Annotated in this window: 26 protein-coding genes; 12 read left to right on the top strand and 14 right to left on the bottom strand. The window is 73.7% G+C overall.

Annotation, left to right across the window (positions count from 1 at the left end; translation table 11 throughout):
* The first annotated feature begins 20 nt into the window (after positions 1-20).
* From ACZ6ZR_RS09255 to ACZ6ZR_RS09265, 3 genes are all read left to right on the top strand, one after another.
* Positions 21-1,934 (top strand): hypothetical protein, encoded by a 1,914-nt coding sequence (locus ACZ6ZR_RS09255; RefSeq protein ID WP_465640993.1) that lies wholly within the window; start codon positions 21-23, stop codon positions 1,932-1,934.
* Positions 1,931-2,938, top strand: coding sequence for a hypothetical protein (locus ACZ6ZR_RS09260; protein ID WP_465640995.1), 1,008 nt, complete (start codon positions 1,931-1,933; stop codon positions 2,936-2,938). Before ACZ6ZR_RS09255 ends, ACZ6ZR_RS09260 begins: the two co-directional genes overlap by 4 nt.
* 172 nt (positions 2,939-3,110) lie before the next feature.
* On the top strand, positions 3,111-3,473 hold the full coding sequence (locus tag ACZ6ZR_RS09265; protein ID WP_465640997.1) for a hypothetical protein: 363 nt from the start codon (positions 3,111-3,113) through the stop codon (positions 3,471-3,473).
* On the opposite strand, the gene ACZ6ZR_RS09270 is transcribed toward ACZ6ZR_RS09265, so the two are convergent.
* The 3 genes from ACZ6ZR_RS09270 to ACZ6ZR_RS09280 all read right to left on the bottom strand — a co-directional run bounded on the left by ACZ6ZR_RS09270 (position 3,451) and on the right by ACZ6ZR_RS09280 (position 5,821).
* On the bottom strand, positions 3,451-4,200 hold the full coding sequence (locus ACZ6ZR_RS09270) for a hypothetical protein (protein WP_465640999.1): 750 nt from the start codon (positions 4,198-4,200) through the stop codon (positions 3,451-3,453). The two genes, ACZ6ZR_RS09265 and ACZ6ZR_RS09270, sit on opposite strands and share 23 nt — an antisense overlap.
* A complete protein-coding gene (locus ACZ6ZR_RS09275; RefSeq protein ID WP_465641001.1) occupies positions 4,197-5,429 on the bottom strand; it encodes a 2-isopropylmalate synthase in 1,233 nt (410 codons plus the stop codon). Before ACZ6ZR_RS09275 ends, ACZ6ZR_RS09270 begins: the two co-directional genes overlap by 4 nt.
* 116 nt (positions 5,430-5,545) lie before the next feature.
* Positions 5,546-5,821 carry a hypothetical protein gene (locus tag ACZ6ZR_RS09280; protein WP_465641003.1) on the bottom strand — a complete coding sequence of 92 codons (276 nt, stop codon included), beginning with the start codon at positions 5,819-5,821 and terminating at the stop codon, positions 5,546-5,548.
* Between the two features lie 99 nt (positions 5,822-5,920).
* On the opposite strand from ACZ6ZR_RS09280, the gene ACZ6ZR_RS09285 reads away from it, so the two are divergent.
* Positions 5,921-6,946 (top strand): hypothetical protein, encoded by a 1,026-nt coding sequence (locus ACZ6ZR_RS09285; RefSeq protein WP_465641005.1) that lies wholly within the window; start codon positions 5,921-5,923, stop codon positions 6,944-6,946.
* An 18-nt stretch (positions 6,947-6,964) separates the two neighbouring features.
* Here the strand turns inward: ACZ6ZR_RS09285 and ACZ6ZR_RS09290 are convergent, their stop codons facing one another.
* Entirely contained in the window at positions 6,965-7,507 is a 543-nt protein-coding gene (locus ACZ6ZR_RS09290; RefSeq protein ID WP_465641006.1) for a hypothetical protein, read from the bottom strand.
* Positions 7,508-7,754: 247 nt separating this feature from the next.
* On the opposite strand from ACZ6ZR_RS09290, the gene ACZ6ZR_RS09295 reads away from it, so the two are divergent.
* Positions 7,755-9,254, top strand: coding sequence for a SulP family inorganic anion transporter (locus ACZ6ZR_RS09295; RefSeq protein WP_465641008.1), 1,500 nt, complete (start codon positions 7,755-7,757; stop codon positions 9,252-9,254).
* A 22-nt stretch (positions 9,255-9,276) separates the two neighbouring features.
* On the opposite strand, the gene ACZ6ZR_RS09300 is transcribed toward ACZ6ZR_RS09295, so the two are convergent.
* The 3 genes from ACZ6ZR_RS09300 to ACZ6ZR_RS09310 form a co-directional block, all read right to left on the bottom strand.
* A complete protein-coding gene (locus tag ACZ6ZR_RS09300) occupies positions 9,277-9,648 on the bottom strand; it encodes a hypothetical protein (protein ID WP_465641010.1) in 372 nt (123 codons plus the stop codon).
* Between the two features lie 305 nt (positions 9,649-9,953).
* Positions 9,954-10,709, bottom strand: a complete 756-nt coding sequence (locus ACZ6ZR_RS09305) for an MBL fold metallo-hydrolase (protein ID WP_465641012.1) — start codon at positions 10,707-10,709, stop codon at positions 9,954-9,956.
* Between the two features lie 114 nt (positions 10,710-10,823).
* Positions 10,824-11,822 (bottom strand): GlxA family transcriptional regulator, encoded by a 999-nt coding sequence (locus ACZ6ZR_RS09310; RefSeq protein ID WP_465641014.1) that lies wholly within the window; start codon positions 11,820-11,822, stop codon positions 10,824-10,826.
* A gap of 110 nt (positions 11,823-11,932) precedes the next feature.
* On the opposite strand from ACZ6ZR_RS09310, the gene ACZ6ZR_RS09315 reads away from it, so the two are divergent.
* Complete coding sequence (locus ACZ6ZR_RS09315) at positions 11,933-12,586, top strand: class I SAM-dependent methyltransferase (RefSeq protein ID WP_465641016.1); 654 nt, start codon at positions 11,933-11,935, stop codon at positions 12,584-12,586.
* On the opposite strand, the gene ACZ6ZR_RS09320 is transcribed toward ACZ6ZR_RS09315, so the two are convergent.
* Together ACZ6ZR_RS09320 and ACZ6ZR_RS09325 are read right to left on the bottom strand one after the other, a co-directional pair.
* On the bottom strand, positions 12,550-12,927 hold the full coding sequence (locus tag ACZ6ZR_RS09320; RefSeq protein ID WP_465641018.1) for a darcynin family protein: 378 nt from the start codon (positions 12,925-12,927) through the stop codon (positions 12,550-12,552). The genes ACZ6ZR_RS09315 and ACZ6ZR_RS09320 overlap by 37 nt on opposite strands.
* Complete coding sequence (locus tag ACZ6ZR_RS09325; protein ID WP_465641020.1) at positions 12,927-13,820, bottom strand: NAD(P)H-binding protein; 894 nt, start codon at positions 13,818-13,820, stop codon at positions 12,927-12,929. Before ACZ6ZR_RS09325 ends, ACZ6ZR_RS09320 begins: the two co-directional genes overlap by 1 nt.
* A gap of 104 nt (positions 13,821-13,924) precedes the next feature.
* Between ACZ6ZR_RS09325 and ACZ6ZR_RS09330 the strand changes: the two genes are divergently transcribed.
* Positions 13,925-14,863, top strand: coding sequence for a LysR family transcriptional regulator (locus ACZ6ZR_RS09330; RefSeq protein WP_465641021.1), 939 nt, complete (start codon positions 13,925-13,927; stop codon positions 14,861-14,863).
* Between the two features lie 24 nt (positions 14,864-14,887).
* On the opposite strand, the gene thrS is transcribed toward ACZ6ZR_RS09330, so the two are convergent.
* The 3 genes from thrS to ACZ6ZR_RS09345 all read right to left on the bottom strand — a co-directional run bounded on the left by thrS (position 14,888) and on the right by ACZ6ZR_RS09345 (position 18,055).
* Positions 14,888-16,132, bottom strand: coding sequence for a threonine--tRNA ligase (gene thrS, locus ACZ6ZR_RS09335; RefSeq protein ID WP_465641023.1), 1,245 nt, complete (start codon positions 16,130-16,132; stop codon positions 14,888-14,890).
* Positions 16,133-16,354: 222 nt separating this feature from the next.
* Positions 16,355-16,699, bottom strand: coding sequence for a RidA family protein (locus ACZ6ZR_RS09340; RefSeq protein WP_465641024.1), 345 nt, complete (start codon positions 16,697-16,699; stop codon positions 16,355-16,357).
* Between the two features lie 117 nt (positions 16,700-16,816).
* Positions 16,817-18,055 (bottom strand): sensor histidine kinase, encoded by a 1,239-nt coding sequence (locus tag ACZ6ZR_RS09345; RefSeq protein WP_465641026.1) that lies wholly within the window; start codon positions 18,053-18,055, stop codon positions 16,817-16,819.
* Positions 18,056-18,259: 204 nt separating this feature from the next.
* Here ACZ6ZR_RS09345 and gltX point away from each other — a divergent pair, with 204 nt between their 5' ends.
* The 4 genes from gltX to ACZ6ZR_RS09365 all read left to right on the top strand — a co-directional run bounded on the left by gltX (position 18,260) and on the right by ACZ6ZR_RS09365 (position 21,909).
* Positions 18,260-19,621: a glutamate--tRNA ligase gene (gene gltX / locus ACZ6ZR_RS09350; protein ID WP_465641066.1), complete on the top strand. Its 1,362-nt coding sequence runs from the start codon at positions 18,260-18,262 to the stop codon at positions 19,619-19,621.
* A gap of 168 nt (positions 19,622-19,789) precedes the next feature.
* Entirely contained in the window at positions 19,790-20,011 is a 222-nt protein-coding gene (locus ACZ6ZR_RS09355; protein ID WP_465641028.1) for a hypothetical protein, read from the top strand.
* Between the two features lie 69 nt (positions 20,012-20,080).
* Positions 20,081-20,629: an ArsR/SmtB family transcription factor gene (locus ACZ6ZR_RS09360; RefSeq protein WP_465641030.1), complete on the top strand. Its 549-nt coding sequence runs from the start codon at positions 20,081-20,083 to the stop codon at positions 20,627-20,629.
* Positions 20,626-21,909, top strand: coding sequence for an MFS transporter (locus ACZ6ZR_RS09365; protein WP_465641032.1), 1,284 nt, complete (start codon positions 20,626-20,628; stop codon positions 21,907-21,909). Before ACZ6ZR_RS09360 ends, ACZ6ZR_RS09365 begins: the two co-directional genes overlap by 4 nt.
* On the opposite strand, the gene ACZ6ZR_RS09370 is transcribed toward ACZ6ZR_RS09365, so the two are convergent.
* Positions 21,901-22,365 carry a nitroreductase family deazaflavin-dependent oxidoreductase gene (locus ACZ6ZR_RS09370; RefSeq protein WP_465641034.1) on the bottom strand — a complete coding sequence of 155 codons (465 nt, stop codon included), beginning with the start codon at positions 22,363-22,365 and terminating at the stop codon, positions 21,901-21,903. The genes ACZ6ZR_RS09365 and ACZ6ZR_RS09370 overlap by 9 nt on opposite strands.
* Before the next feature lie 146 nt (positions 22,366-22,511).
* Between ACZ6ZR_RS09370 and ACZ6ZR_RS09375 the strand changes: the two genes are divergently transcribed.
* Positions 22,512-23,030, top strand: a complete 519-nt coding sequence (locus ACZ6ZR_RS09375) for a DUF6584 family protein (protein WP_465641036.1) — start codon at positions 22,512-22,514, stop codon at positions 23,028-23,030.
* A 227-nt stretch (positions 23,031-23,257) separates the two neighbouring features.
* On the opposite strand, the gene ACZ6ZR_RS09380 is transcribed toward ACZ6ZR_RS09375, so the two are convergent.
* Positions 23,258-25,510 (bottom strand): heavy metal translocating P-type ATPase, encoded by a 2,253-nt coding sequence (locus tag ACZ6ZR_RS09380; RefSeq protein WP_465641038.1) that lies wholly within the window; start codon positions 25,508-25,510, stop codon positions 23,258-23,260.
* Positions 25,511-25,552: the final 42 nt, after the last annotated feature.

Here is a 25,552-nt window from a genome sequence, read left to right on the forward strand (position 1 = left end):
GGACGCGGATCGGCCACACCGTGGGACCGACCCATACGGGCAACGGACCGCAGAACAACTACTACCTGTCGACCGACGAACAGATCCGTCGTAGTGGAGACGATCCGCTGCGCATGGCGAACGACAGCCGGGTGTGGCTGAGCCGGCGTTTCGTCAGCCCCCCTGGGTACGGCGAGGCGGCGGAGCGGCTGGAGAAACCCGGTACGGCCGTTGCCATCGCCGGTCTTCCGGGGGTCGGACGTCGCACCGCCGCGGTCATGCTGTTGCACCACCAGGGCGAGACCCACGCGCCGTTCCGGGAGGTGGCCCTGGACGAGAAGCCGGAGGACCGGCCTCCCGAGGTGGCGGACGGTGAACGCGTCCTGATCGACCTGACCGCGATGGCCGACGGGGAGTTCACGGCTGCACAGGTTCTGGTCAGGGCGTACTGGGAGAAGGCCGAACGGGCCGGCGGCCGGCTCGCGGTGGTCCTCCCGGCCGAGCACGAACACCTTCTCGGGGCGGAGTTCAGCCAGCTGCGCGCCGGCATCGGCCGGCCGGACGGCGCGACTGTGCTGGCGCGGCACCTCAGGGCCGCCGGAGTCGAGGTGTCGGCGGCCGGTGTGCGCCTCCCCGTTCTGACGGAGTTCCTGGAGCGCTCGCCCATGAGGGAGCTGCAACGCCTGGCCGGGCTGATGGTCGCGGCCGGTGCCCGAGGGGGATCGCTGCCCAACTGGGCCGCCGACGCGGCGGATGCACTGAGGAAGCGCGCCCCCGAGGTGGCCCGGCGGGTCGCCGCGCTCGCCGACGGGCGGCAGAAGGCGCTGCTGTTCACCGCCGCGATGCTGGACGGGGCCAGGGCCGATTCGGTGTTCCACCTCTCGGACCGTCTGCTGACCGGTGTCGGCCATCCGGACGACGCGCTGCCGCGCCTGGACCGGGTCGACCTGTTCCGACGCCTGCGAGACCTGGGGCTGAGGGTGGATCAGGATCGCATTCAGTTCGACAAGCTGGCGTACGGGCCGGCCGTGCGAGCCCATTTCTGGCTCTACTACTCCGACCTGCGCCCGACGTTCGGGAAGTGGTTCGACGAGGCGGTCAGAAAGGGCCCGGGGCTGGAGCAGGCCGCCAGGCGCGATCTGGTGAGCCGGTTCACGGAGCAGGCGCTGAAGGTCGACGACGTTCAGGAGTTGACCGGACTGGTCGAGTCGTGGGCCGAGGAACGACGGCTGCTGCCCGAGGCGATGGCGGTCCTGGAGCAGGGACTCCGGGACGAGGAAACGGGCCCGGCCTTCCGCAGGAAGGTCTACGACTGGTCGCTGGAGCAGAAGTTGGAGCCGAACCTGGTCCGGGCCCTGGCGCACATCTGCGTCGACGTGATCGGTCCGGACCATCCCGACCAGGCTCTGGTGCGTCTGCACCATCTCGCCCGACGGGACTCGGACGAGCTCGCGGCGTACGCCCGGGACCACCTGCTGGAGCTGGCCGGGAGGGACCGACGGCTGTACCGGCGGCTCCTCACCCGGGTCTGCGAAGGGATGGAGCGGTGGCAGCCCCTGGCACGGGACGCGGAGATCTTCCTGGAGCTGGTGGCGCGGCCACCGTCCCTGGCAGGCCGTCAGGACCTCGTCCGGGGTTGGCGCGGGGCGCTCGCTACGGTGCCGCCGAAGATCTGGGTGCCGGGAGTCGTGGCCTGGCTCGAGGCCGCCAGGGCGGACCGGGAGCGGGGCGTTCGGCTGATGCGGATCCTGATCGAGGCCACCGAGGGCGGTCCCGGTGTGCTCAGCCGGTACTACCTGTTGGCGCACGCGTGGGCGAGCGAACCAGGAGCGGAGGAGGCGGTGCTGAGCCGGGCGGAGGTCGCGGCACGGTTCCGCAGTGAGATCGATCTGGCGCAGGGCATCGGACCACTGGGCCCGGCCGCGGCCGGGACGACTGAGGGGAGGGGCCGGTGACGGCCACCGAGAAGAAGCTGTACGTGGCCATGACGCTGGCGGCGGGGCTGTTGACCGTGCTCGCCGGGGCGGTGGCCAGATGGCCGGTGTGGATGTGGGCGGTGCCGACCGGTGTGGCCCTGTTGCTCGCCGTCCTCCTCGCCTCCGCACGCTCGGCGCCGAAGCCTTTGGTGCCGGTGTCGGACGGTCCGCCTTGGGAGGAGACCCGGGTGGACGACGTGGCCCTGCCGAGCTGCGTGCCCGACTACGACTTCCGCTTCTCCGCGCTGGTCTGGTGGCGTCCGATCCCGAACAGCTCCGGGCTGATCCACGCCGACCCGGCCGGTCTGGCCATCGAGACGGTGCTGAACCGGGCGCGGGTGCTGACCGAGCGTGAACTGCCCGAGCGGGTCGACCTGGTGGCGCACGCGCTCAACGGCCTGCTCGGCACCCAGGTGCGGGACTCCAACCAGTTGGTGGAGGCGATGGGCGGCCGGGTCGAACTCCGACTGCCGGAGGACGACCGGAGCCGGCTCGGCAAGCTGTCGTCGGTGCGCAAGACGGAAGAGGTCTGGGAGCACGAGCGGCGCTTCGAGCAGAGCAAGCGGGCCTACCTCGGTGAGGACGTGCTGAGGACACCCGGCAGTGCGGTGGGCTGGTGGCTGGCCCGGCACGAGGACCGGATCCTGGAGGCGGTCGACCTGATCGGCCCGCTCGCCCAGCTCTCGGCGGTGGCCAACGGCGAACCGGTGGACAAGCTGTACGAGCACCTGGTCGGCCCGAGGTTCGGTACCGAGGACGGCCCGGTCAGGGGCCCCCGGGTGGTCGGTCCGCTGGCTGACCTGCTGGACGACCTCGACCTCGACGAGGGTGGTCCGGAGCGCAAGGTGTACACGCACCGAATGGCGGACTTCACGGACGCGACGGGCCGGCCGGACGAGGCCCGGCTGATCCGGGAGCGGTTCCTGGGCGACGACGGTGGTGACCAGGGTGAGGGTGCCGGGAGGGGTGAAGTCGGTTCGTAGGACTGGAGATTCACTCTTTTCGGTGCTGGGCACGGGAGGGTGGGGGTGGTGGACTTCGGGCATGAATCGTTCGAGTGCGATGCGACGTGTGGTGGCGGCTGCTCTGGTCATGGGTGGGTGCTTGGCGGTGGCGCCCGTGCAGGCGGTGGCGGCGCCGTCGGTGGGGGCGGGGGTGAGCAGGGAGGTGCGGGCCGGGACTCCGGCGGCGCAGCGGGTGTTGACGTTCTTCGAGGAGTACCGGGCGGCGGCGCTGGGGGAGAGCGGGGAGGATCCGGGGGAGGTGCGGAAGGAGTACCTGTCGCCGCACCTGAACTTCCGGCTGGACGCGTGGGCGGCGCAGTACGACGCGGATCCGGTGTTCCGGGCGCAGAACGTGCCGGGGAACTGGCGGGTGCACCAGGAGGACGAGCGGTGGGGCTTCGCCTCGGTGCGGCTGACCGAGGTGTGGGGTGACGCGGCGGACCAGGACGTCTGGTACACCGTGCGCCTGACGGACCGGAAGATTGTGGAGATCAACGACCAGCCCGCGTTCTGACCGGGTCCTGAAGGGATCCTGGACGGCTCGGCGGCCCCGGCCACTCCGCCGGGTCGTCCAGGTACGTGGCGCGGACGTGGGAGAGGTAGGCGTCGGGGGAGGCGAAGGGGCGGTCCTGGGCGCCGCGGCGGTGCAGGTCCAGGCGGGCCTCGGAGTGGAGGCGCAGGGTGGTGGTGGCCGCGCGAGGCCCTTCGGGGGAGGAGGAGGGGGAGGGGGAGTCGAGGACGGGGACTTCGGGCGGGAACATCGCCAGGGCCTCGGCGGTGGTGGCGGCCGGTGGGTGGCCGGTGCGGTTGGCGCTGCTGACGTAGAGGACGGGGTGGTCGTCGAGCAGGGGGAGGACCGGTTCCCAGCGGGCGCCGAAGAGCATGGTCCAGCCGTCCCTGGTGGCCGGGGCCAGCCAGGACGGGGCGTCGGCCCGCAGGGGGAGGAGGAGGGTGACGCGTTCCTCGGTGAGCAGGCGGCGGATGCCGGCGGTGAGGCCGAGCGGGCCGTCCAGGGCGGTGAGGGTCCGTGGGTGGTGGGCCCAGAGTGCGACGGCCTGGTCGGCGGGGCGGCCCTTGGCGGCGTTGACGGCGAGCGGGTCGGTGCCGGCCACCACGTGGGTGAGGGGGGACGGGTTGGGCAGGACCACGGCTGCGCCCCGGTGGAGCGCGGCGCGGACGGTCTCGACGTTCCGGGCGGGCGCAGCGGTAGGAGAGGCTGCGGCGGGCTGAGGGGTGGTCACTTCGTCGCCTCCTGGAGGCCGTCGAGGTAGGCGGCGAAGGCCTCGTCCTCCACCACAGCGCGGCCGGTACGGTACACCCTGGCCTTGGCCCAGGCCGTCGCCGTCCGGGCCCGGCCCTCGTCGAGGTGGTGGCCGAGGCGGGCCGCGACCGCCTGGACGACGCGGGCGTTGGCGAGGTGGGTGAGGACGACGTGCGGGGCGGTGCCGAGCACCCGCTCGTGGTCGTACGGCTGGAAGAGCTGCGGATCGACGAACGGCGTGCCGGTGGAGATGGTGCCGACGCCGGTGCCGACCACCGGCATGGTGACGGTGAGCGGGTGGCCGGTGTGGTCGGCGACCGCCGCGGCCAGGCGCGGGAGGGCGGTGAGGTCGGGGGTGGTCCACCAGGCGGGGGCGTCGGTGCCCAGCAGGGCGGCCGCGCGGGCCGGGTCGTGGGCGAGCAGGAGGAGGAGCTGCTCGGTCGCGGGCAGGCCGCTGCGTTCGGCGAGGCCGAGCCAGGAGGCGGTGACCACCCGGACGCCGGTGCGCAGCGCCTCCACGGTGTTGGCCAGGCCGAGGCCGAGGTCGTTGTGCGCGTGGGTGGCGAGCACCACGTCCTCGCCCGCTCCGGCCGCCACCTGGGTGAACATCGCCGAGGCCTCGGCCGGGAGTTGACGCCCGACGGTGTCGGCCAGCAGCACCACGGCCGCTCCGGCCGCCGTCGCCTCGCCGGCGAACGCCGCCATCAGGCCGTGGTCGGCCCGGGAGGCGTCCGCGAAGCAGAGGTCGACGGCGACGGACGGGTCCGCGTCGCGGGCCGCCTTGACCAGCGGGACGGCCGACTCCAGGGCGGCGCGGGCGGGCTGACGGGTCATCACGTGGGCCATCGCCTCGGAGGCCGGCACCACCACCATGACCCGCGCGTGCGCACTGCCCCGCACCGAGGCGACGGCCTGCCGCACGTCCGCCGCCCTCCCGCGGCAGACCGCCGCGACGCCCACCGCGCCCTCGGCCTCCGCCGCGACCCGGCGCACCGCCTCGTACTCCTCGCCGCAGACGGCCGGGAACCCGGCCGCGAACACCACGTGGCGGGGCCCGTCCGCGCCGAACATCCGGCCCTGCTCCAGGGCCAGCCGCACCCGGAAGTCCGCCGACATCAGTGTCTTGGCCTGCGCGCCGTCCCGGGCCGACTCCTCCCAGAGCACGATCCGCCCCGCCCGCGCCGACTCCCGTACCAGGTCATGTCCCATGGGCACGCACCCTAGAGCGCCGGTGTGCGCCCCCGGGAGCGTAATCAGGGAAGTATGCCGGAGGGGAAGGGAATTCGCCGATCCGCTTGCGCGGCGGGCGCGGGGCGGCTACTGGATCACGGTGTCGCGTGGACGGTCCGCCAGGCGGCCGTCGAGGTGTTCCACCGGTCGCCGGTGAGCTCGGTCAGGGCGGCCGGGAAGAGGCCGCCCTCCTCGCCCTCCCGGTGCGCCCGCAGCTCCCCGGCCATCCGGACCACCAGCGGCCCGGCTCCGTCGAGGTCGTCCTGCTCCAGCAGGCGGACGGCCTTCCCGGCGAGGTCGGTCACCGACTCGTGCTCGGCGGTGAACTCCTTGAGCAGCGGGATCTCGCGGCACCCGCGGTAGTGGCACATGCCCAGATCCTCCCCGCCGCCCGGAGAGCGCCGGGGCCCGCCACGCCGTACGGCTGCGGCAGGGCGCCGCGAGCCGGGCGTCCGGCCAGAATGGCGCCCGTGAGACTCGACAGCGCACGTGCCGCCGCCCGCCACTGGATCACCACCGAGGGACGCGCCCGCCCCGGCTACCTCGGGGCGTACCTGACCGGTTCGACCACCGCACTGCCCGCCGGGGCCGAGCTACCCCAGGGCTCGGGCCTGGACGTCGTGCTCGTCACCGCGGCGGAGGGGGAGGTCCCCCGGCACGAGCGGGCCGAGCACCAGGGGGTGCCGCTGGAGGTGACGCACCTGCCCGGGGAGCGGCTCGGCTCCGCCGAACGGGTGCTGACGGACCACCACCTGGCGCCCGGGCTCCGGCACGGCGTGGTGGTGGACGACCCGGGCGGGGCGCTGGGCCGGCTCCAGCGGGAGGTCGCGGCGCGGTTCGCCGAGCCGGACCTGGTCCGGGCCCGCTGCCTGAGCGTCCACGAGGAGATCACCACCGGGCTCGGCCACCACGACTCCGGCCAGGCCTGGTACCGGCAGGTGGCCGGCTGGCTGTTCCCCACGGCCGCCACCGCCCACCTGGTGCTGGTCGCCGCCCTGCGGGACCCGGCGCTGCGGCTGCGCTACCTGCGCGCCCGCGAGGCCCTCGCCGAGCACGGCCTCTCCGAGCGCTACCCGGAGCTGCTGCGGCTGCTAGGCGCCGAGGAGCTGACCCAGGGTCAGGTCCGCCACCACCTCGACAACCTGGCCGTCACCTTCGACGAGACCGTGGCGGCCGCCCGCACGCCCACCCCGTTCGCCGCCGAGCTCTCCCCGCAGGCCCGCCCGATCGTCGTGGACGCCGCCCACCACCTGGTCGCCCGGGGCGACCACCGGGAGGCGATGTTCTGGACGGTGGCCACCTTCGTCCGCTGCCACGCCGTCCTGGCCGTCGACGCCCCGGACGCCCACGAACGCCTGACCCCGCACCTCACCGCCGCCGTCGCCGACCTCGGCATCAACACCGCCACCGACCTGACGGCCCGTCGCAAGGCCACCCTCGCGGCCCTGCCGGGCCTGCGGGAGCTGACGGAGCGGATCATCGCGGCGGGGAAGTGACGGGCCCCCGACGGAGCTTCAGGGGTGGTCGGCCGCCCGGGTACGACCGGGGACCGGGATCCGGCGGGTGAGTTCCCGGATGGCGCGGGCCGTCGCCGCCGCTGCCTCCTCGGGCGACGGCCGCGGGCCGCTGCGGTCCCAGTACCAGTCGGTCAGTTCGACCACCGGCGCCAGTTCCTCGCAGTCGCCGTAGGCCTCCGCGACGTTCTCCAGGATGAGGGCGAGGCCCTCGCCCGGGTCGAGCCAGCCGTCGACGACCTCGGCGGCCCACCACCCGGCCAGGGAGAGGCGGCCGTCCCAGTAGCCCTGCGGTGGGTGGAAGCCGAAGCCGAGCTCGTCCATCACCCGGTCGAACAGGTCCGGTGCCTCGTCGCGTTCACCACTCATCAGCGCGGCGAGGTGCAGCAACGAGGGCGTGTAGAGGCCGGCCTCCAGGGACCGCAGCGCGGCCGCGATCAGCGACCGGGGGTCCTCGTGGCGGCCGTCGACCCAGTGGTGGGCGATCCGCCGCAGCTCCAGTGCCGCCTCCGCCGCCGTGGCCGGCACCGCGTTCGTCTCCATGGCGGGCATGCTGCCACGGGGCCCGGCACGGCCGGTACCGGATTCGGGTGTGAGGGAGGGGGCCGGGCCGGCAACCTGACGGTCTGTCGGGAGGGCCGAGTCGGGTCGCCCCGTAGGCAGCCGTGGACGTCCGGGTGGGCCGTAGAATCACCCACTGCCTCCCCGGTGCCGCTGGCGCTGCCGGGCCACCCACACCGCCCCGTCCCACCGCCGGGGCCGGGCCCGAGCACGACGAGGTCCACCACGCATGTCCTCCTCCACCGCCGCCACCCTGGCCGGCCGCCTCCGCCCCGACTGGCTGTCGGACCCGAGGGTCTGGCGCACCGAGGTGCTGGCCGGCCTGGTGGTCGCGCTGGCCCTGATCCCGGAGGCGATCTCCTTCTCGGTGATCGCCGGGGTCGAGCCGCAGGTCGGGCTCTTCAGCTCCTGCACCATGGCCGTGGTCATAGCCGTGGTGGGCGGGCGGCGGGCGATGATCTCGGCGGCCACGGGCGCCGTCGCCCTGGTGATCGGGCCGCTCAACCGGGAGCACGGTCTCGGCTACCTGGTCGCGGCGGTGATCCTGGCCGGGGTGTTCCAGATCGTGCTGGGCGCGCTCGGGGTGGCGAAGCTGATGCGCTTCGTGCCGCGCTCGGTGATGGTCGGCTTCGTCAACTCCCTGGCCATCCTGATCTTCCTGGCACAGATCCCGGAGCTGACCCACGTGCCGTGGGCGGTCTACCCGCTGCTGGCGGCGGGCCTCGCGCTGATGGTGTTCTCCCCGAAGCTCACCCGAGTGGTCCCGGCGCCGCTGGTCACCGTCGTGGCGCTCACCGCCCTGACCCTCGGCGCCGGGATCGCCGTCCCGACGGTCGGCGACAAGGGCGGCCTGCCGGACTCGATGCCGCTGCCCGGCCTGCCCGACGTCCCGTTCACCACGCAGACCCTCGCCACCATCGCCCCGTACGCGCTGGCGATGGCCCTGGTCGGCCTGCTGGAGTCGCTGATGACCGCTCAGCTGGTGGACGAGCTCACCGACACCCGGTCCGGCAAGACCCGCGAGTCCGTCGGCCAGGGGATCGCGAACATCGTGACCGGTCTGTTCGGCGGCATGGGCGGCTGCGCGATGATCGGCCAGACGATGATCAACGTCAAGGTCTCCGGCGCCCGCACCCGCCTCTCCACCTTCCTGGCCGGGGCCTTCCTGATGGTGCTCTGCGTGCTGTTCGGCCCGGTGGTCTCCGAGATCCCGATGGCGGCCCTGGTCGCGGTGATGGTGATGGTCTCGGTCGGCACCTTCGACTGGCACTCCGTCATGCCCCGCACGCTGCGCCGGATGCCGGCCGGGGAGATCGCCGTCATGGTGGTCACCGTCGTGGTGGTGGTCGCCACCGCCAACCTCGCGGCCGGGGTGCTGGCCGGATCGCTCAGCGCCATGGCGGTGTTCGCCCGCCGGGTGGCCCGGCACGCGGAGCTCTCGGCCGTCCGGGACCCGGAGGGCGGGCGGGTGGTCTACTCGCTGGACGGCGCGCTCTTCTTCGCCTCGGCCAACGACCTGGTCACCCGCTTCGACTACGCAGGCGACCCGGACCGGATCACCATCGACCTGAGCCGCGCCCACGTCTGGGACGCCTCCTCGGTGGCCGCGCTGGACGCCGTCACCGCCAGGTACGCCCAGCGCGGCAAGACCGTCGAACTCACGGGCCTGAACGCCCCGAGCGCCGACCTGCACGCCCGCCTCTCCGGCGAACTCGCTTCCGGAAACTGACCGTTGGCGCCCGCACGGCCGCTCAGAGCCTTGACGCGATCCCCTTGGCCAGCGTTCCGAGGCGGCTGCGGATCTGGCCGGAGTACTCGTCGGTCATGCCCCGGACGGTCGGCTCGAAGGCGTAGTTGACGGCGAAGTTGACCGAGCCCTTGCGCACGTACAGGTGGCCGCCGATCTTGGCTTCGTCGTACAGCGCCAGATCGCCCACGTCGGCCACCGGGGTGCCCGGTTTGGTGCTCCGGTTGACCTCGTAGGGCAGCAGGACGATGAACAGGCTGCGGCCCTTGGCGGGGTTCAGATAGCTGCACTGGGTGAGGCCGGGTACGGCGGTGTCGTCCCGGCGCCCGGTGGCCGGCTGCCCGAGGACGGCCGTGACCTCGTCCGCGGTCGCCAAGGCGCAGACGTCCGGCGAGGGCTTCGTGGGTGCGGCGCGCGTCTCGGCATCGGAACCGCTCCCGCACGCGCTCAACGCGGACAGGATCACCAAGCCCAGGACCCCCGACCGGAATCCGTGCCGTGCCGGCCTCCCGAAACGCGCCATGCCCGACCCCTCTCGTCCGATCGGCGGTCGCGGCGCCATCGGCCCGAGACCTCTCCTGAACAACATCCCTTTGGCAGTGACGATATGACGATCAGTCAGATCATCGCTAGGTGCTTGTCGAGAAAGTGATGTTCACGCACCGGCCGACAGCCGGGGCCTCAGGCCCCGCGCGCCCGCAGGCGGCCGCGGTGCTCCAGCCGGGTCAGCCGGGCGTCCTCCCGCTCGGCCCAGCGGCGGACCCGGTCCGGGTCGAGGGCCGGGCCGTGGCCGACGTGCAGGCGGGTGGGGGAGAGGTCGAGCATCCGCCGCAGGCTGGTGAGGTTCTGCCGGGCGTCGTCGTGGAAGGGCGGGTTGGCCGGGCGGCCGGGGAGCAGGCCCATGAAGGAGTTGGCGATCAGGTCCCCGGCCACCAGGTCGCCGTCCCCGGTGAGGACCGAGACCGAGCCGGCGGTGTGCCCGGGGGTCGGCACGATCCGGGCGTCCAGCCCGAAGTCCGCCAGGTCGGTCTCGCCGGTGACGGCCAGCGCGGGCTCGAACGGCTCGACGCGGACGTGCAGTTCACGCCGCCGCGCCATCAGCCGGCCCATCGGCCCGGTGGGCAGGTACGGCTCGCGCACCCGGCCGGAGCGGTACGGGCCGAGGTCCGCCACGTGGGCGGCGACGGGTGCTCCGGTGAGGCGGTGCAGCTCGGCGGCGGAGCCGAAGTGGTCGAGGTGGCCGTGGGTGATGACGATCAGCGCCAGCTCGGCTGGATCCACCCCGTGGGCGGCGATCCGGTCGAGGACCCGCTGCCCGCTGCCGGGGACGCCGGAGTCGACGAGGACGGGGCGGCGGCCGAGCAGCAGGTGGGCGTTGACGGCGTGACGGCCGAGTACCGGGATCGGGACGACCCGGGTGCGGGTGGTGGCGGGCATGGCTCTCCTCGGGAGGTTGGCAGGACGAAGTGCCGCCGTGGGTACGGCGGTTGTGCTGTTGCGGTGGGTGTCAGGTGGGCGTCAGGCGGATGTCGGGCGGGCGTCAGGTGGGTGTCAGAAGCGGCGGCGGTACTCGGCCGGGGTGGTCCCCAGTCGGCGTCGGAAGGTTCGGTGCAGCGTCTCGACCGAGCCGAGGCCGCTGGCGGCGGCGACCTCCGGCAGGCCGAGCCCGGTCTCCTCCAGCAGCCGGCGGGCGGCCTCCAGCCGGGCCGACTCCACGTAGGCCGCCGGGGTCCGCGCGGTGCGTTCGCGGAACAGGCGGGAGAAGTGGCGCACGCTCAAATGCATCCGGGCGGCCAGGACTTCGGCGGACAGGTCCTCGGTGAGGTGCTCGGCGATCCACCGCCGCAGCGCGTCGATCCGGTCGTCCTCGGCGGTCCGTACGGAGAGCGGGACGCTGAACTGGCTCTGCCCGCCCGGCCGTTTGACGTACATCACCATGGCACGGGCGGTGGCGAGCGCCAACTGCTGGCCGTGGTCCTCGGCGACCATGGCGAGCGCCATGTCCAACCCGGAGGTGACCCCGGCACAGGTCCACACCCGGCCGTCCCGGACGAAGATGGGGTCGGCGTCGACCCGGACCTCCGGGTGGTCGGCGGCCAGGCGGGCGGCGGTCAGCCAGTGCGTGGTGGCCGGCCGTCCGTCGAGCAGCCCGGCGGCGGCCAGCAGGTGCGCCCCGGCGCAGATCGACCCCACCCGCCCGGCGCCGGGCGCCGCCCGCCGTAGCCACTCAACCACCTGACGGTCCACCACCGGCTCCACCGCGCCGCCGTCCCCGGCCGGCTCGATCGCCCCGGCGACCAGCAGGGTGTCCAGCGGCCCGCGTACCTCCTCCAGCCGCAGGTCGGCCAGCAGCCGCAGCCCGCTGGAGGTGGCGAGCGGGCCGCCGTCCGCGGTGGCCACCCGCACCTGGTAGCGGCCGTCCGCAGGGCCTCCGGCCGCGGCCCCGGCGGCGAGCCGCGAGGCGACCGAGAAGACCTCGGCGGGGCCGGTGACGTCGAGCAGTTCGACTCCCGGGAAGGCGGCGATCACCACACGGTGCGGAGCGGGCATGCCCCGATCCTGCCGCCCGCCCGCAGATGTCCGCAATGACGGGCTTCTGTCACATCCGGCCACCGGTCCCCGTGCGCTGACCCCTCGGGCGGCCCGCGTAGGCTGCGGACATGACCGGGACGGGCGGCGACCGCCGCATGGCACAGGCCTTTGACGGACTGTCAGCCGACTACGACGACGCGCACCACGACGCCATCGCGGCCGCCCTGACGGACTGGCTGGCCCCGGCCCCCGGCGAGGCGGTCGCTGACGTGGCCTGCGGCACGGGTGCGGTCACCCTGGCGGTGGCCCGGCGCCGGGGCGGGCGTCACGGGGGAGTGCCGGTCCTGGCGGTGGACCTGTCGGCCGGGATGGTGGCGGCCGGGAGGGCCCGGGCCCTGGCGGCCGGTGTGAGCGAGGCCGTCGACTGGCGGGTGGGCCCGGCGGTGCCGCTGCCCGTGGCGCCCGGCGCGTTGGACGTGGTGCTCTGCGCCTCCTCGCTGCACTTCCTCGGCCGGGAGGCCCTGGCGGACTGGCAGCGCGCGGTCCGCCCCGGCGGCCGGGTCGGGTACAGCCTGCCGCTGGCCTCGGGGTTCCGCCCGCGCGGGGTGTTCGCGGAGCTGCGGGCGGACCTGCCGCTGCCGGAGACGGCGGAGGACGCCGTCCGCTCGGCCGGGGAGGCCGGGTTCACCGGGGCCGGGGCCCGGGTGCTCCCCGTGGGCGAGCGCGCGGTGGTGCTGGTGCGGGCTCAGGTGGCGACGGTCGCCACCGGGTCGAGGCCGTAGGTGCGGGCGTAGCCGTTCTCGGTGCCGACGAGGAGCTCGACCACCTCGAAGTAGCGGTCCCAGAACGGGGTTTCCCGCAGGGCGTCGACCAGCAGCTGGTAGGCGTGGTGGTCGTCGGCCTCCCAGACCCAGACGTCGGTGACCCGGGTGGAGTAGAACTCCGTGTCGTAGAACCGGGACCGGACCCCCGTGGTCCTCGCCTCGACGGCCGGCAGCACCCGGGTGGTGAAGGCGTGCAGCCGCTCCTCGACGGTCAGGGCGAGCCACTCCGGCGTGGTCTTCAGCAGCATGAACGCCGTCACCGGCGCGGCGGTTTCGTGGGTGGCGTGGTGCGTGGTCATCAGGAGGCCTCCAGGACGGCGGGCTTGAGGGTTTCGGCGCACCAGCGGGCGAAGGAGAGGGCGGACGCGGCCGAGGCCGGGCGGACGGCCGTGGCGTCCAGCCCGGCGTCCTTGGCGCGCTTCATCTCGACCACGCCGCGGGCGAAGTCCTCGTCGAGGCCGTAGCCGGCCAGGGTGGCGTACAACTCCTCGTATGGCTGGTGCTCGTAGCGGACCGGGCGGTCGAGCTGCTCGGTCAGGATCCGGGCCCGGTCCACGGGGGAGAGGTCCTCCGGGCCGAGCACCGGGACGCTGCCGACGCCGCTCCAGGAGCGGTCCAGCAGCAGTCCCGCCGCGGCCGCCGCGATGTCGGCGACGGCGACCAGCGGAGCCTTCAGCCCGGGGTCGACCGAGTCGGTGAAGACGCCCCGCCCGACGATCGACGGGACGTCCTCCAGCAGGTTCTCGTAGAAGGAAGGACAGGCCAGGGAACGGTAGGCGACGCTGGAGCCGGCGATCAGGTCGTCCATCGCCAGCGAGGCGGTGACCAGGCCGGCCCGGTCGGCGAGCAGCGTCCCCCGGCCGAGCGCGGAGATCCCGACCACGTGCCGGACGCCGTGCGCGGCGAAGGCCCTGACGGCGGGTCGGGTGAACCCGCTGTACGCCTCCTCGGGCGTCCGCGAGCCGTCCGGCGGGACCAGCCAGAAGACGGCGTCCGCCCCGTCGAAGGCTTGGTCCAGGACGGCGGCGTCCCCGTGCGATCCGGTGACCACCTCGACCCGGCCGCGCACGGTGGCCGGCAGCCGGGCGGGGTCGCGGACCACCACCCGGACCGCCTCCTCGACGGACGGGGCCAGCAGGAGGGGGAGCAGGTGGCGGCCGATGTTCCCGGTGGGAGCAGTGATGACGATCATGAAAACCTCGTGGGTTCGTGCGGGTCGGTACGTCCCTCATCCTGCTGAGGCACGAGGCCCTGCCACAATGGGAATCCCAGCACGCAATCATTGCCCGAAATGGAATGATGCAGGTGAACGCCCCCTTCCCGGCCATCGACGCCAACCTCGCCGTCGCCCTGGACGCCCTGCTGACCGAGCAGAGCGTCACCCGCGCCGCCGCCCGGCTGCACACCTCGCCCGCCGCCATGAGCCGCACCCTGGCCCGGCTGCGCCGCCTCCTCCAGGACCCCCTGCTGGTCCGGGCCGGCCAGGTGATGGTCCCCACCCCGCGTGCCCAGGAGTTGCGCGAGGAGGCCGCCGCCGTGGTCCGCAGCCTCGGGGCGCTGCTCAGCCCGGGCGCGGGCGTCGACCCCACCGAGCTGCGCAACACCTTCACCCTCCAGGCCGCCGACCTGGTCGGCTCGGCCCTCGCGCCCGGGCTCCTGCGCCTGGCCCGGCAGGAGGCGCCCGGGGTCTCGTTCCGCATCCTGGCCGAGGAGTTGGAGGCCGGGCCCGCGCTGCGCGACGGCCGGATCGACCTGGAGGTCGGGTCGATCGACCACGTGGACCCGGAGACCCGGGTGGAGGAGCTGGCCTCGCTCCGGATGGTGGCGGCCGTCCGTCCCGGACACCCGCTCACCGAAGGGGAGTTGACCCCGGCCCGGCTGGCCGCCGCCGAGCACGTGGCCGTCAGCCGGCGCGGCCGGTTCAGCGGTCCGCTGGACGCGGCCCTGGCCGAGCACGGTCTACGGCGCCGGGTCGGTGTCGTCCTGCCGGGCCACCTGGCCGCGATGACCCTGGCCGCCCGCAGCGACCTCGTCTGCCTGGTCCCGGCGGCGCTTCCCGGAGCCGCCCCCTCGCCCCTCACCCACGACGCCGAGGCGCTCGGGCTCCACCTGCTCGACGTCCCGCTGCCCCTCCCGCCGCTGGCCATCGGCATGGCCTGGCACCCGCGCCACACGGCGGACGGAGGCCATCACTGGCTCCGCCGCGCCGTACGGCGTGCGCTGCGCGCGGCGTGAAGGGGCCGCGAGCGGATTGGGTCGTCAACGGGACTGCGGGGCGGCCGAGTTGTCCTCCCCCCAGAGCTCCAGGTGGCGCCCGGCGACCACGCTCGCGATCCGGTCCGCCAACTCGCCGACGGCCACCCCCGGCACCTGCCGGCCGTCGCGCAGCCGCAGTGCCACCGAGCCCTCCGCGGCCTCCCGTGCCCCGATCACCGCCTGGTAGGGCACCAGCCGGGCCTGCCGGATCCGCGCGCCCAGGCTGCCCTGCTCCGGCCCGGCCAGTTCGGCCCGCAGCCCGGCGTCCAGGAAGCGGGCCACCAGCCGCTCGGCGTCCGGCAGTTGGGCCTCCGAGACGGGCAGCACCACCAGCTGGACGGGTGCCAGCCAGGCCGGGAACGCGCCGCCGTGCTGCTCGATCAGATGGGCGACGGCCCGTTCCACGCTGCCGATGACCGCGCGGTGCACCATCACAGGACGGTGCTTGGCGCCGTCCGGGCCGACGTACTCCAGGCCGAACCGCTCCGGCTGGTGGAAGTCCACCTGCACGGTGGAGAGGGTGGACTCCCGTCCCGCCCCGTCGGTCACCTGCACATCGATCTTCGGCCCGTAGAAGGCGGCCTCGCCCTCCACCGCCTGGTACTCCACGCCGGAGGCGTCGAGCACCTCGGTCAGCAGCGCGGTGGCCCGCTCCCACTTCTCCGGCGCCGCCACGTACTTGCCGCCGGGGCCGGGCAGCGAGAGCCGGTAACGGGCGCCGGTGATGCCGAGGTCACGGTGCGCCCGCCGGATCAGGTCGAGCGCGGCCCGGGCCTCCCCGGCGACCTGCTCCAGGGTGCAGAAGACGTGCGCGTCGTTCAGCTGGATGGCCCGCACCCTGGTCAACCCGCCCAGCACGCCCGACAGTTCGGCCCGGTACATGCCGCCGAGTTCGGCCATCCGCAGCGGCAGCTCGCGGTAACTGTGCGCTCGGGAACGGTAGATGAGGGCGTGGTGCGGACAGAGGCTGGGCCGCAGCACCACCTCCTCGCCGCCCAGCTCCATCGGCGGGAACATGTCCTCGCTGTAGTGCGCCCAGTGCCCGGAGATCTCGTAGAGCTCGCGTTTGCCCAGCACGGGGGAGTAGACGTGCCGGTACCCGGCCCGGCGCTCCGCCTCGCGGACGTACTCCTCCAGGGCGTGCCGGACCACCGCGCCGTCGGGCAGCCAGTACGGCAGCCCGGCGCCGATCAGGGGGTCGGTGTCGAACAGGTCCAGCTCACGGCCGAGTCGGCGGTGGTCGTGCACGGTGGTCTCCTCGCGGTACGGCGGAGCGAGTCACCACACGGCGAAGCCCCGGGGCACTCGCCCCGGGGCTTCGGACTCAGATCATGGGTCAGCGCGCCGGGACGTTCTCCGGCGTCGTCGTGCGGAACATGCCTGCGCGCTTCATGCCTCCGACGGTAACACCGGCGGGCCGGGCCCGTCGAAGGGCTTTTCCGTGATCCGTCCGACGAGGGTGACGAGGGTTCAGACCGCCGCGGTGACCACGATCTCCACCCGCACGTCCGGGTGGTAGAGCGAGGCCTGCACGGTGGCCCGGGCCGGGACGGCACCGGCCGGGACCCAGGCGTCCCAGGCCTCGTTCATCCGGGCGAACTCGGCGATGTCGGCGAGGAAGATCTCCGCGCGCAGGATGCGGGTCTTGTCCGAACCGGCCTCGGCCAACAGCTTGTCGATGCTCGCCAGGACCTGCACCGTCTGCTCCGTGGTGCCCGCCGAGAGGTCACCCGCGACCTGGCCGGCCAGGTACACGGTGCCGTTGTGGACGACCGCCTCGCTCATGCGCGCGTTGCTGCCGATTCGCTGGATCATGGGGGACCTCCTGGAGGTACGTGGGGCTTGATCGCTCCGAGCGCGCCGATCATAGGGGTGGCCCGCCCCGCGCGTCCGAGCTGTCCGTATGGAGAAATGGGGTGGCGGCGGCAGGCCTCAGCGCCTCGTCCCCGGCGCGGGGAGGGTGAGCAGCACCTCGAAGCCGCCTCCGGGCCGGGGGCCGGCGCTCACCGTGCCCCGGTAGACCCGGGCTCGTTCCCGCATCCCGATCAGACCGTGACCGGCCGAGCCGGCGCTGTCCCCGGTGTCCTCGCCGTCGCACCGGGGGCCCGCGCCGTCGTCGGTCACCCGGATGGTGAGCTGCTGCGGCCGGTAGTGGAGGGCGACCGTCGCGGTGGCCGGGCCGGCGTGCTTCAGCACGTTGGTCAGGGCCTCCTGGACCACCCGGTACGCGCACAGGTCCATCCCCGGTGGCAGCGCGAACGGCTCGCCCTCGCACCGGAGTTCGGCCGGAACGCCCGCACCCCGCACCCGGGTGAGCAACTCCTCCACCCGGCCCAGCCCCGGCGCCGGCCCCTCCTCCTCGGCGCCGTCCTCCGCCCCGGCCTCGGCCTGCCCGATCCGGAGCAGGGTCAGCATCCGCCGCAGCTCGTCCAGCGCCTCCCGGCCGGTCTCCGCGATGGTGTCCAGCGCGCCGCGCGCGGCCTTCGGGTCGCCCTCGAAGACGTACGAGGCGACGCCCGCCTGGAGCGAGACCACGGACAGGTGGTGCGCCACCACGTCGTGCAGCTCCCGGGCGATCCGCACCCGTTCCTCGGTCAGCGCCTCGGTCACCGCCTGCGCCGCCCGGGCCTCCTGCTCGGCCCGCAGACGACGCGTCAACTCCGCCAGCCGGACGCTCCGTTCGGTCGCCAGCCCGGCCGTCCGGCCCAGCAGCGCCACCACCAGCGGGAACGCGACCGCCTGCACCAGCACCGAGGCCATCGACCCGTACTCCCGGTAGATCAGCCCGGCCAGCACCCAGGCCAGGCCCACCGCGGTGGCGCACAGCACCGTCGCCACCCGCCCCGAGGCCGCCGCCACGGCGTACAGCGCCAGCAGCACCGCCGGGGAGTTGACGACGGGCCAGTACCCGAGGGCGATGGACGCCAGCCAGATCGCCACCATCGTCCCCAGCACCGGTACCGGCGCGACCCGCCGGGCCGCCAGCGCCACGCCGATCAGCACCGTCAGCAGCGCACCCCGGGTGTCCAGCGAGTGCCAGCCCCCGGGCGGGGCCTCCCGCCCCAGCACCAGCCCCGCCAGGGTGTACGCCGCCGCCAGCCCGGAGTCCACCACCCGGGGCCGACGCAGCCACGGCCCTACCCGTCCGAGGAGTCCCTGTTCCGCCAGCACCGGCGCAGCCTAGTGCGCCCGCCCACCCGTTCCAACAGCTGCCCGCCCCTTGGGCCGGCGGGTGGCCGCCGAGGTCGCGGACGCGCTCCGCCGGGCGCGGCAGGGGGCCCGGTGACCATGGAAGGTCCCGCGAGTCAGTAGGCTTCCCCCATGACCGAGGTATCCCGTTCCGTCCGCGTCCGTTTCGCACCGAGCCCCACCGGCATGTTCCACGTCGGGGGTGCCCGCTCCGCCCTGTACAACTGGGCGACGGCGCGACAGCAGGGTGGCACGTTCGTCCTGCGGATCGAGGACACCGACGCCGCCCGCAACAAGCCCGAGTGGACCGACGGCATCATCAGTGCCCTGGCCGCCATCGGGATCCACGGTGGCGACAAGGCCTTCGAGGGCCCCTACTTCCAGTCCGCCAACGCCCCGCTGCACCGCGCCGCCGCCGAGAAGCTGTACGCGGCCGGCCGCGCCTACCACTGCGACTGCACCCGCGAGCAGCTCGCCGAGCGCACCGGCTCCGCCCAGACCGGCTACGACGGCCACTGCCGCGACCGGGGCCTGGAGTACGCCGAGGGCCGCGCGCTGCGCTTCCGCACCCCGGACGAGGGCACCACCGTCGTGGTCGACCTGATCCGCGGCGAGCCCGCCTTCCCCAACTCGGCGATCGAGGACTTCGTCATCGCCCGCGGCGACGGCAGCCCGGTCTTCCTGCTGGCCAACGTGGTGGACGACGTCGAGCAGGGCGTCACCCAGGTCATCCGCGGCGAGGAGCACCTCTCCAACACCCCCAAGCAGCAGCTGCTCTGGGAGGCCCTCGGGGCCACCCCGCCGGTCTGGGCCCACCTGCCGGTGATCGTCAACGAGAAGCGCCAGAAGCTCTCCAAGCGCCGCGACAAGGTCGCCCTGGAGGACTACCTGGCCGAGGGCTACCTGCCCGAAGCCCTCGTCAACTACCTGATGCTGCTCGGCTGGGGCCCCAAGGACGACGTCGAGATCCGCCCCTACGAGGAGATCGAGCAGCTCTTCCGGGTCGCCGACGTGAACGCCGCCTCGGCCTTCTTCGACGTCGCCAAGCTGCGCTCCTTCAACGGCGAGTACATCCGGGCGATGGGCGTGGAGGAGTTCACCGCAGCCTGCGCGCCGTGGCTGGCCGCCGACCGCGCCCCGTGGGCCGCCGAGGACTTCGACGCCGAGGCCTTCGCCCTGCTGGCGCCGCTGGCCCAGTCCCGGCTCGCGCTGCTCTCCGAGATCACCGAGCAGGTCGACTTCCTCTTCCTGCCCGAGCCCGTCCAGGACGAGGCCTCCTGGAACAAGGCCATGAAGGCCGGCGCGGCCGACCTGCTGCGCAGCGCCCGCACCCGCCTGGCCGAGGCCGCCTGGCAGGCCGAGGTGCTCAAGGCCGAGCTGGAGGCCGTCGCCGCCGAGCACGGCCTGAAGCTCGGCAAGGCCCAGGCCCCGGTCCGCGTCGCGGTCACCGGCCGCACGATCGGCCTCCCGCTCTTCGAGTCGATGGAGGTCCTCGGCCAGGAGCGCACCCTGGCCCGGCTGGACGCCGCCATCGCGAAGCTCGGCTGACTTCTTGGTCCGCTGCCCGGCCTGACGCCTCCTCAGGGCCCGCCCTCCCCCTCCGGGGTGGGGCGGGCCTTTCGCGTTCCTCCGCTCACGCTCCTGCATCCTTCGGTGTACCGCGTACTCGCCCCTGCGGAGGACGATCACGCGGCAGGGCCGCGAGAGGCTCGGTCCATGCGGACGACCATCGGATACACCATCGAGAGCATCGGCTACGTCGTGGGGGCCCAGGGCCTGATCGGCTTCGTGTCACGGACCTTCTTCGGCGCCGAGTGGGGCTGGCTGCACAAGCTCGTCGACCTGCCGCCGGTCGCCCACCTCGGCGTGGCGGGCGTCGGGGCGGTGCTCGTCCTCGGCGGGATGCGGGCCCGCAGGCAGCCCGGGCGCGCGGGCTGACGGTGACTCAAGAGCGTTCGTCGGGGAAACCCCTTGCGCAATGGTCAAGAAGTGTTGACCATTGGGGGTGTGACCGACGATGATCTTCCCGAGGCGCTCCACGTCTCCACCGACGAGCAGTTGCGCGCCGTCTCCAACCTCACCCGCCACCGCATCATGGCCGTGCTCCGCTTCGAACCCTCGACGATCACCCAGATCGCCGACCGGGTCGGGATCGCCAAGGGCAGCTCCAGCTACCACGTGCGGATCCTGGAGCGGGCCGGCCTGATCAAGGTGGTGCGGACGCGGAAGGTCCGCGGCGTCATCGAGCGGTACTACGCGATGGCCGCGCGCTCGATCGTGCTGCCGACCCCGGGGGAGGGCGGCCCCGACGTGCTGATGCGGCACGCGGTGGCCGACCTGGAGGCATCGCCCGCCGAGGGCGAGCGGCACGTACGGATGGCCCATCTGCGGCTCACCGACGAGCAGTTCGCGGAGCTGGGTGCCCGGCTCCAGGCGCTCGCGGACGAGTACCGCGAGCTCTCCGACCCGTCCCTCCCGGACGCCTCGCTCGTCTTCGCGCTCTTCCACCCCAGCACCCGTGACCAGGCCGACCAGGTCGAGGAGAACACCAAGTGACCTTTGCCGTACAGAAGTTGCCGACCGGCTTCGGACGGCTGTGGACCGCTCAGACGGTCTCCTCCCTCGGCGACGGAGTCCTGCACTCCGCCCTGCCGCTGATCACCCTCGCCCTGACCCGCGATCCGCTCGCGATCGCCGTCGTCACCGCCGCCGGCACGCTGCCCTGGCTGTTCTTCGGCGTCATCGGCGGTGCGCTGGTGGACCGTTGGGACCGCCGCCGCACCATGTGGGTGGCGGACGCGGCCCGCGCGGTGCTGCTCGCGATACCGGCCGCGGCCGTCGCGCTCGACGCCCTGACCATCCCCCTCCTCGCGGCCGTCGCCTTCCTGCTCGGCCTCGGCGGACTCTTCTTCGACACCGCCGCCACCGCCTACCTCCCGAGCCTGCTCGGCCGCGACCCCGCCCAGCTCGAGCGCGCCAACTCCCGTATGCGCGGCACCCAGACCGCCGCCTCCGGCTTCGCCGGCCCGCCCCTCGGCAGCGCCCTGCTCGCGCTCGGCCGCTCGGTGCCGCTGGTCGCCGACGCGCTCTCGTTCGCGCTCTCCGCCGTGCTGGTGCGCTCGCTGCCCGTCGTCCCGCAGCCGGAGCCCGAGGTCCGCGAGTCGCTGCTCAAGCAGGCCCGCGCCGGTGCCTCCTACGTCTTCCGGGACCGCCTGCTGCTCGGTCTCGCGCTGCGCCCCGCGGTCGGGAACATCGCCTTCCTCGCCATGGAGACCGTGCTCGCGCTCTTCGCCCACGACCGCCTCGGTGTCGGCACCTTCGGCTACGGCCTGCTGCTCACCGCCGAGGCCGTCGGCGGTCTGTGCGGCGCGGGCTTCGCCTCCCTGCTCGGCCGTCGGCTCGGCACCGGTACCGCGCTGACCTGCACCGCCGCGGTCGAGGGCCTCGCCATCCTGACCGTCGCCGCCGCCCCGAACGCGTACGTCGCCGGCCTCGGCCTGGCCGTCTGCGGCGCGGGCATCGGCGCCACGATGGTGCTCGCCCCGTCGCTCCGTCAGGCGATCGTCCCCGCCCACCTGATGGGCCGGGTCGCCTCCACCTCCCGGATGCTCTCCATGTGCGCGGCCCCCTTCGGCGCCTTCCTCGGCGGCTGGCTGGCCACCGCCTACGACGTCCGCACCCCGATCTTCGTGGCGGCCGGGCTCCTCCTCACCATGACCGCCGTCACCGCGACCATGACCACCAACCGCCGCGTCGATGCCGCCCTCGCCGTCGCGGCCGGCGGCGCCGCCGTTGTCGAGGACGAGGCCTCCTCCCGCCCGGCCGCCCTAGTGTGACGGTGCGTCGGCCGGGGGAGCGGGCTCCAGGACGAAGACCGGGATCACCCGGCCGGCTGTCCGCTCGTACTCGGCGTACTGCGGGAAGGCGGCCACCGCGCGCTCCCACCACCGGGCCTTCTCCTCGCCGGTCACCTCGCGGGCCGTCATGCCCTGTCGCTCAGGGCCGTCCTGGAGCTCCACCAGGGGGTTGGCCTTGAGGTTGTGGTACCAGACCGGATGGTGCGGGTGGCCGCCCTTGGTGGCCACCGCCGCGTACCGCCCCTCGTGCTCGACCCGCATCAGGGGCACCTTGCGGATCCGGCCGCTCCGCGCGCCGCGCATCGTCACGACGACGACCGGCAGACCGGTGTCCCAGAGCGTGGTGCCCCGCGTGCCGCCCGAAGTCTCGTACAGCTCCACCTGTTCACGGATCCACCGCATCGGACTCGGGTCGTACTCGTCCTCGAGAGACATCGCACCCTCCCAGACATCGTGCACGGACTACCACGGGACATTCCAACACGGACCCGACGCGAAACCGGCGACCGCCGTTCCCGACCCGTTGGTGGCCTCCCACAAACCCCTTTGACCTGCTGTTATCCGCCCGCCACGATGACCGGGTGACAGTCGAGAGCACCTTCCTGAAGGTCGACGCGGACCTCGCCGCCGGCCGGATACCCGTCGCACGCCAGCGCCTGCGCGGCCTGGCGTCCTCCTACCCGGCGGACCTCACGGTCCGGCGGCGGCTGGCCGAGGTCTACCGGCTGTACGGCGAGCCCGTCGAGGCCGGCCGCTGGGCCTACCTCGAAGCGGACCGGGACCCGGAGGAGACGGCGGCCTTCGAGGCCCGCTACCCCGATCCCCGCCTCCGGATGGGAGCGGTGCGCTGGTACGGCTCCGAACGGCTGGTGGAGACGGACTTCGCACGGGCCCGGCTGGCCGGGCTCCGGGAGGCGGCCTCGGCCCACGCCGGCCGCCCGGTCGGCTGGCACACCGTCAAGGAGCCAGCCGTCCCGGCCGAGCCCGAGGGGTCCTCCGGCGACGACTGCCTGTTCCTTACGGTGCTCGCCGTCCTCCTCCTCGCAGTCCTGGGCCTCGCGGTCCTCGGCGTCGTCACCCTCGTCCGCTGGCTGCTCTGACGGCGGCGTTCAGCGGACCGGCCGATGCCGGACGTGGTGCGGCCCGGCGGGGCCGAGTTCGACGAGGTTCTCGTCCATGCCATTGGCGATCCGCAGGAAGCCGTGGTCGAAGGCGAACTCCACCGCCACCGATCCTGTCGCTGGGCGGTCCCTGACGTTGGATCACGCCAGTTCGCCCGGCACCGTGGGGGACGGTGCCGGGCGAACCGGGAGGGGGGAGGGAGTGGTCAGCGGGCGCGGAAGGTGCGGAGGCGGAGGCTGTTGCCGACCACGAAGACCGAGGAGAAGGCCATGGCCCCGCCCGCGATCATCGGGTTGAGCAGTCCGGCGGCGGCGAGCGGGATGGCGGCGACGTTGTAGGCGAAGGCCCAGAAGAGGTTGCCCTTAATGGTGGCCAGGGTCCGGCGGGAGAGCCGGATGGCGTCGGCCGCCGAGCGCAGGTCGCCTCGGACCAGGGTCAGGTCACCCGCCTCGATGGCGGCGTCGGTGCCGGTGCCCATGGCCAGGCCGAGGTCGGCCTGGGCGAGGGCGGCGGCGTCGTTGACCCCGTCGCCGACCATGGCGACCGAGCGGCCCTCGGCCTGGAGGCGGCGGACGGTGTCCACCTTCTCCTGCGGCAGCACCTCGGCGATCACGTCCGCCGCGTCGATCCCGACCTCGGCGGCCACGGCCCGGGCCGCGGCGGCGTTGTCGCCGGTCAGCAGGATCGGGCGCAGGCCCAGCGCCCGAAGGCGGGTGATCGCCTCGGCGCTGGTGGGCTTGACGGCGTCGGCGACCACCAGGACGGCGCGGGCCCGGCCGTCCCAGCCGACCGCGACGGCGGTCCGGCCGTCGGCCTCGGCCGCGGTCTTCGCCTTCGTCAACTCCGGGGTCAGGTACTGCGACCAGGAGGTGAGCAGCTGCTCGCGCCCGGCGACCACCGCGTGGCCGTCCACCACTCCCCGGACGCCCAGGCCGGGGATGTTCTCGAAGCCGTCGACCGCGGGCAGCGGACCGAACTTCTGGGCAGCGGCGGCGGCGATCGCGGCGGCGATGGGGTGCTCGGAGGCGTGCTCCAGCGCTCCGGCCAGCCGCAGCGCGTCCTCCTCCGACACACCGTCAGCGGTGTGGACGGCGAGCAGGGTCATCTTTCCGGTGGTGACGGTGCCGGTCTTGTCGAGCACGATGGTGTCGACCTTGCGGGTGTTCTCCAGCACCTCCGGGCCCTTGATCAGGATCCCGAGTTGGGCACCTCGCCCGGTGCCGACCATCAACGCCGTGGGGGTGGCCAGGCCGAGGGCGCAGGGGCAGGCGATGATCAGCACGGCGACCGCGGCGGTGAAGGCGGCAGTCCAGCCCTCGCCGGTGGCGAGCCAGAAGACCAGAGTGGCCAGCGCCAGGGAGATGACCACGGGGACGAAGACCCCGGAGATCCGGTCGGCGAGACGTTGCGCGGCGGCCTTGCCGTTCTGCGCGTCCTCCACCAGCTTGGCCATCCGGGCGAGTTGGGTGTCGGCCCCGATCCGGGTGGCGCGGACGACCAGGCGGCCACCGGCGTTGACGGTGGCTCCGGTGACGGCGTCGCCGGCCCCGACCTCGACGGGTACGGACTCGCCGGTGAGCATCGAGGCGTCGACGGCGGAGGACCCCTGCTCGACCACCCCGTCGGTGGCGATCTTCTCACCGGGGCGCACCACGAACAGGTCCCCGACGGCGAGTTGGGCGGTCGGCACCCGTACCTCGGCGCCGTCCCGCAGCACGGTGACGTCCTTGGCCCCGAGCTGCAGCAGGGCCTTCAGCGCCGCACCGGCGGTCCGCTTCGACTTGGCCTCGAAGTACCGCCCGGCCAGGATGAAGGCGGTGACTCCGGCCGCCGCCTCCAGGTAGATGTTCGACGAACCGTCGGAGCGGGCGATGGTGAGTTCGAAGCCGTGCCGCATCCCCGGCATGCCCGCGTGCCCGAAGAACAGTGCCCACAGTGACCAGAGGAACGCCGCCCCGGTGCCGAGCGAGACCAGGGTGTCCATGGTCGCGGCGCCGTGCCGGGCGTTGGTCCAGGCGGCCCGGTGGAACGGCCAGGCGGCGTAGGTGACCACCGGCGCGGCCAGGGTGAGGGAGAGCCACTGCCAGTTGTCGAACTGCAGCGCCGGGATCATCGCCATCGCGATCACCGGCAGGCTGAGCACCACGGAGGTGACCAGCCGCTGCCGCAGCGGAGCCAGTACGTCCGGGTCCCCGGCGGCCCCGGCCTCCGGCTCGGCGTCCACCGGCCGGGGGACGGCGGCGGTGTAGCCGGTCGCCTCGACGGTGGCGATCAGGTCGGCGACCTCCACCGCGTCGGCGGCGAAGGACACCCTCGCCTTCTCGGTGGCGTAGTTGACGATGGCTTCGACGCCGTCCATCCGGTTGAGCTTCTTCTCGACCCGGGCCGCGCACGACGCACAGGTCATGCCGCCGATCTCGAGTTCCACCTCGTGGGAGGCGGGTGCCTGCGTGCTCATGTGTGCTCCTCGCTGGGTCGTGAAGGCTTCCCGGATCACCGC

This window comes from Kitasatospora sp. NPDC088742, assembly GCF_055584905.1.

Coding starts and splice junctions, on each gene's coding strand:
- ACZ6ZR_RS09275 (WP_465641001.1), bottom strand. CDS start 5,429: ATGGGACATGACCTGGTACGGGAGTCGGCGCGGGCGGGGCGGATCGTG.
- ACZ6ZR_RS09280 (WP_465641003.1), bottom strand. CDS start 5,821: ATGTGCCACTACCGCGGGTGCCGCGAGATCCCGCTGCTCAAGGAGTTC.
- ACZ6ZR_RS09290 (WP_465641006.1), bottom strand. CDS start 7,507: ATGGAGACGAACGCGGTGCCGGCCACGGCGGCGGAGGCGGCACTGGAG.
- ACZ6ZR_RS09295 (WP_465641008.1), top strand. CDS start 7,755: ATGTCCTCCTCCACCGCCGCCACCCTGGCCGGCCGCCTCCGCCCCGAC.
- ACZ6ZR_RS09305 (WP_465641012.1), bottom strand. CDS start 10,709: ATGCCCGCCACCACCCGCACCCGGGTCGTCCCGATCCCGGTACTCGGC.
- ACZ6ZR_RS09310 (WP_465641014.1), bottom strand. CDS start 11,822: ATGCCCGCTCCGCACCGTGTGGTGATCGCCGCCTTCCCGGGAGTCGAA.
- ACZ6ZR_RS09315 (WP_465641016.1), top strand. CDS start 11,933: ATGACCGGGACGGGCGGCGACCGCCGCATGGCACAGGCCTTTGACGGA.
- ACZ6ZR_RS09320 (WP_465641018.1), bottom strand. CDS start 12,927: ATGACCACGCACCACGCCACCCACGAAACCGCCGCGCCGGTGACGGCG.
- ACZ6ZR_RS09325 (WP_465641020.1), bottom strand. CDS start 13,820: ATGATCGTCATCACTGCTCCCACCGGGAACATCGGCCGCCACCTGCTC.
- ACZ6ZR_RS09330 (WP_465641021.1), top strand. CDS start 13,925: ATGATGCAGGTGAACGCCCCCTTCCCGGCCATCGACGCCAACCTCGCC.
- ACZ6ZR_RS09340 (WP_465641024.1), bottom strand. CDS start 16,699: ATGATCCAGCGAATCGGCAGCAACGCGCGCATGAGCGAGGCGGTCGTC.
- gltX (WP_465641066.1), top strand. CDS start 18,260: ATGTTCCACGTCGGGGGTGCCCGCTCCGCCCTGTACAACTGGGCGACG.
- ACZ6ZR_RS09355 (WP_465641028.1), top strand. CDS start 19,790: ATGCGGACGACCATCGGATACACCATCGAGAGCATCGGCTACGTCGTG.
- ACZ6ZR_RS09370 (WP_465641034.1), bottom strand. CDS start 22,365: ATGTCTCTCGAGGACGAGTACGACCCGAGTCCGATGCGGTGGATCCGT.
- ACZ6ZR_RS09380 (WP_465641038.1), bottom strand. CDS start 25,510: ATGAGCACGCAGGCACCCGCCTCCCACGAGGTGGAACTCGAGATCGGC.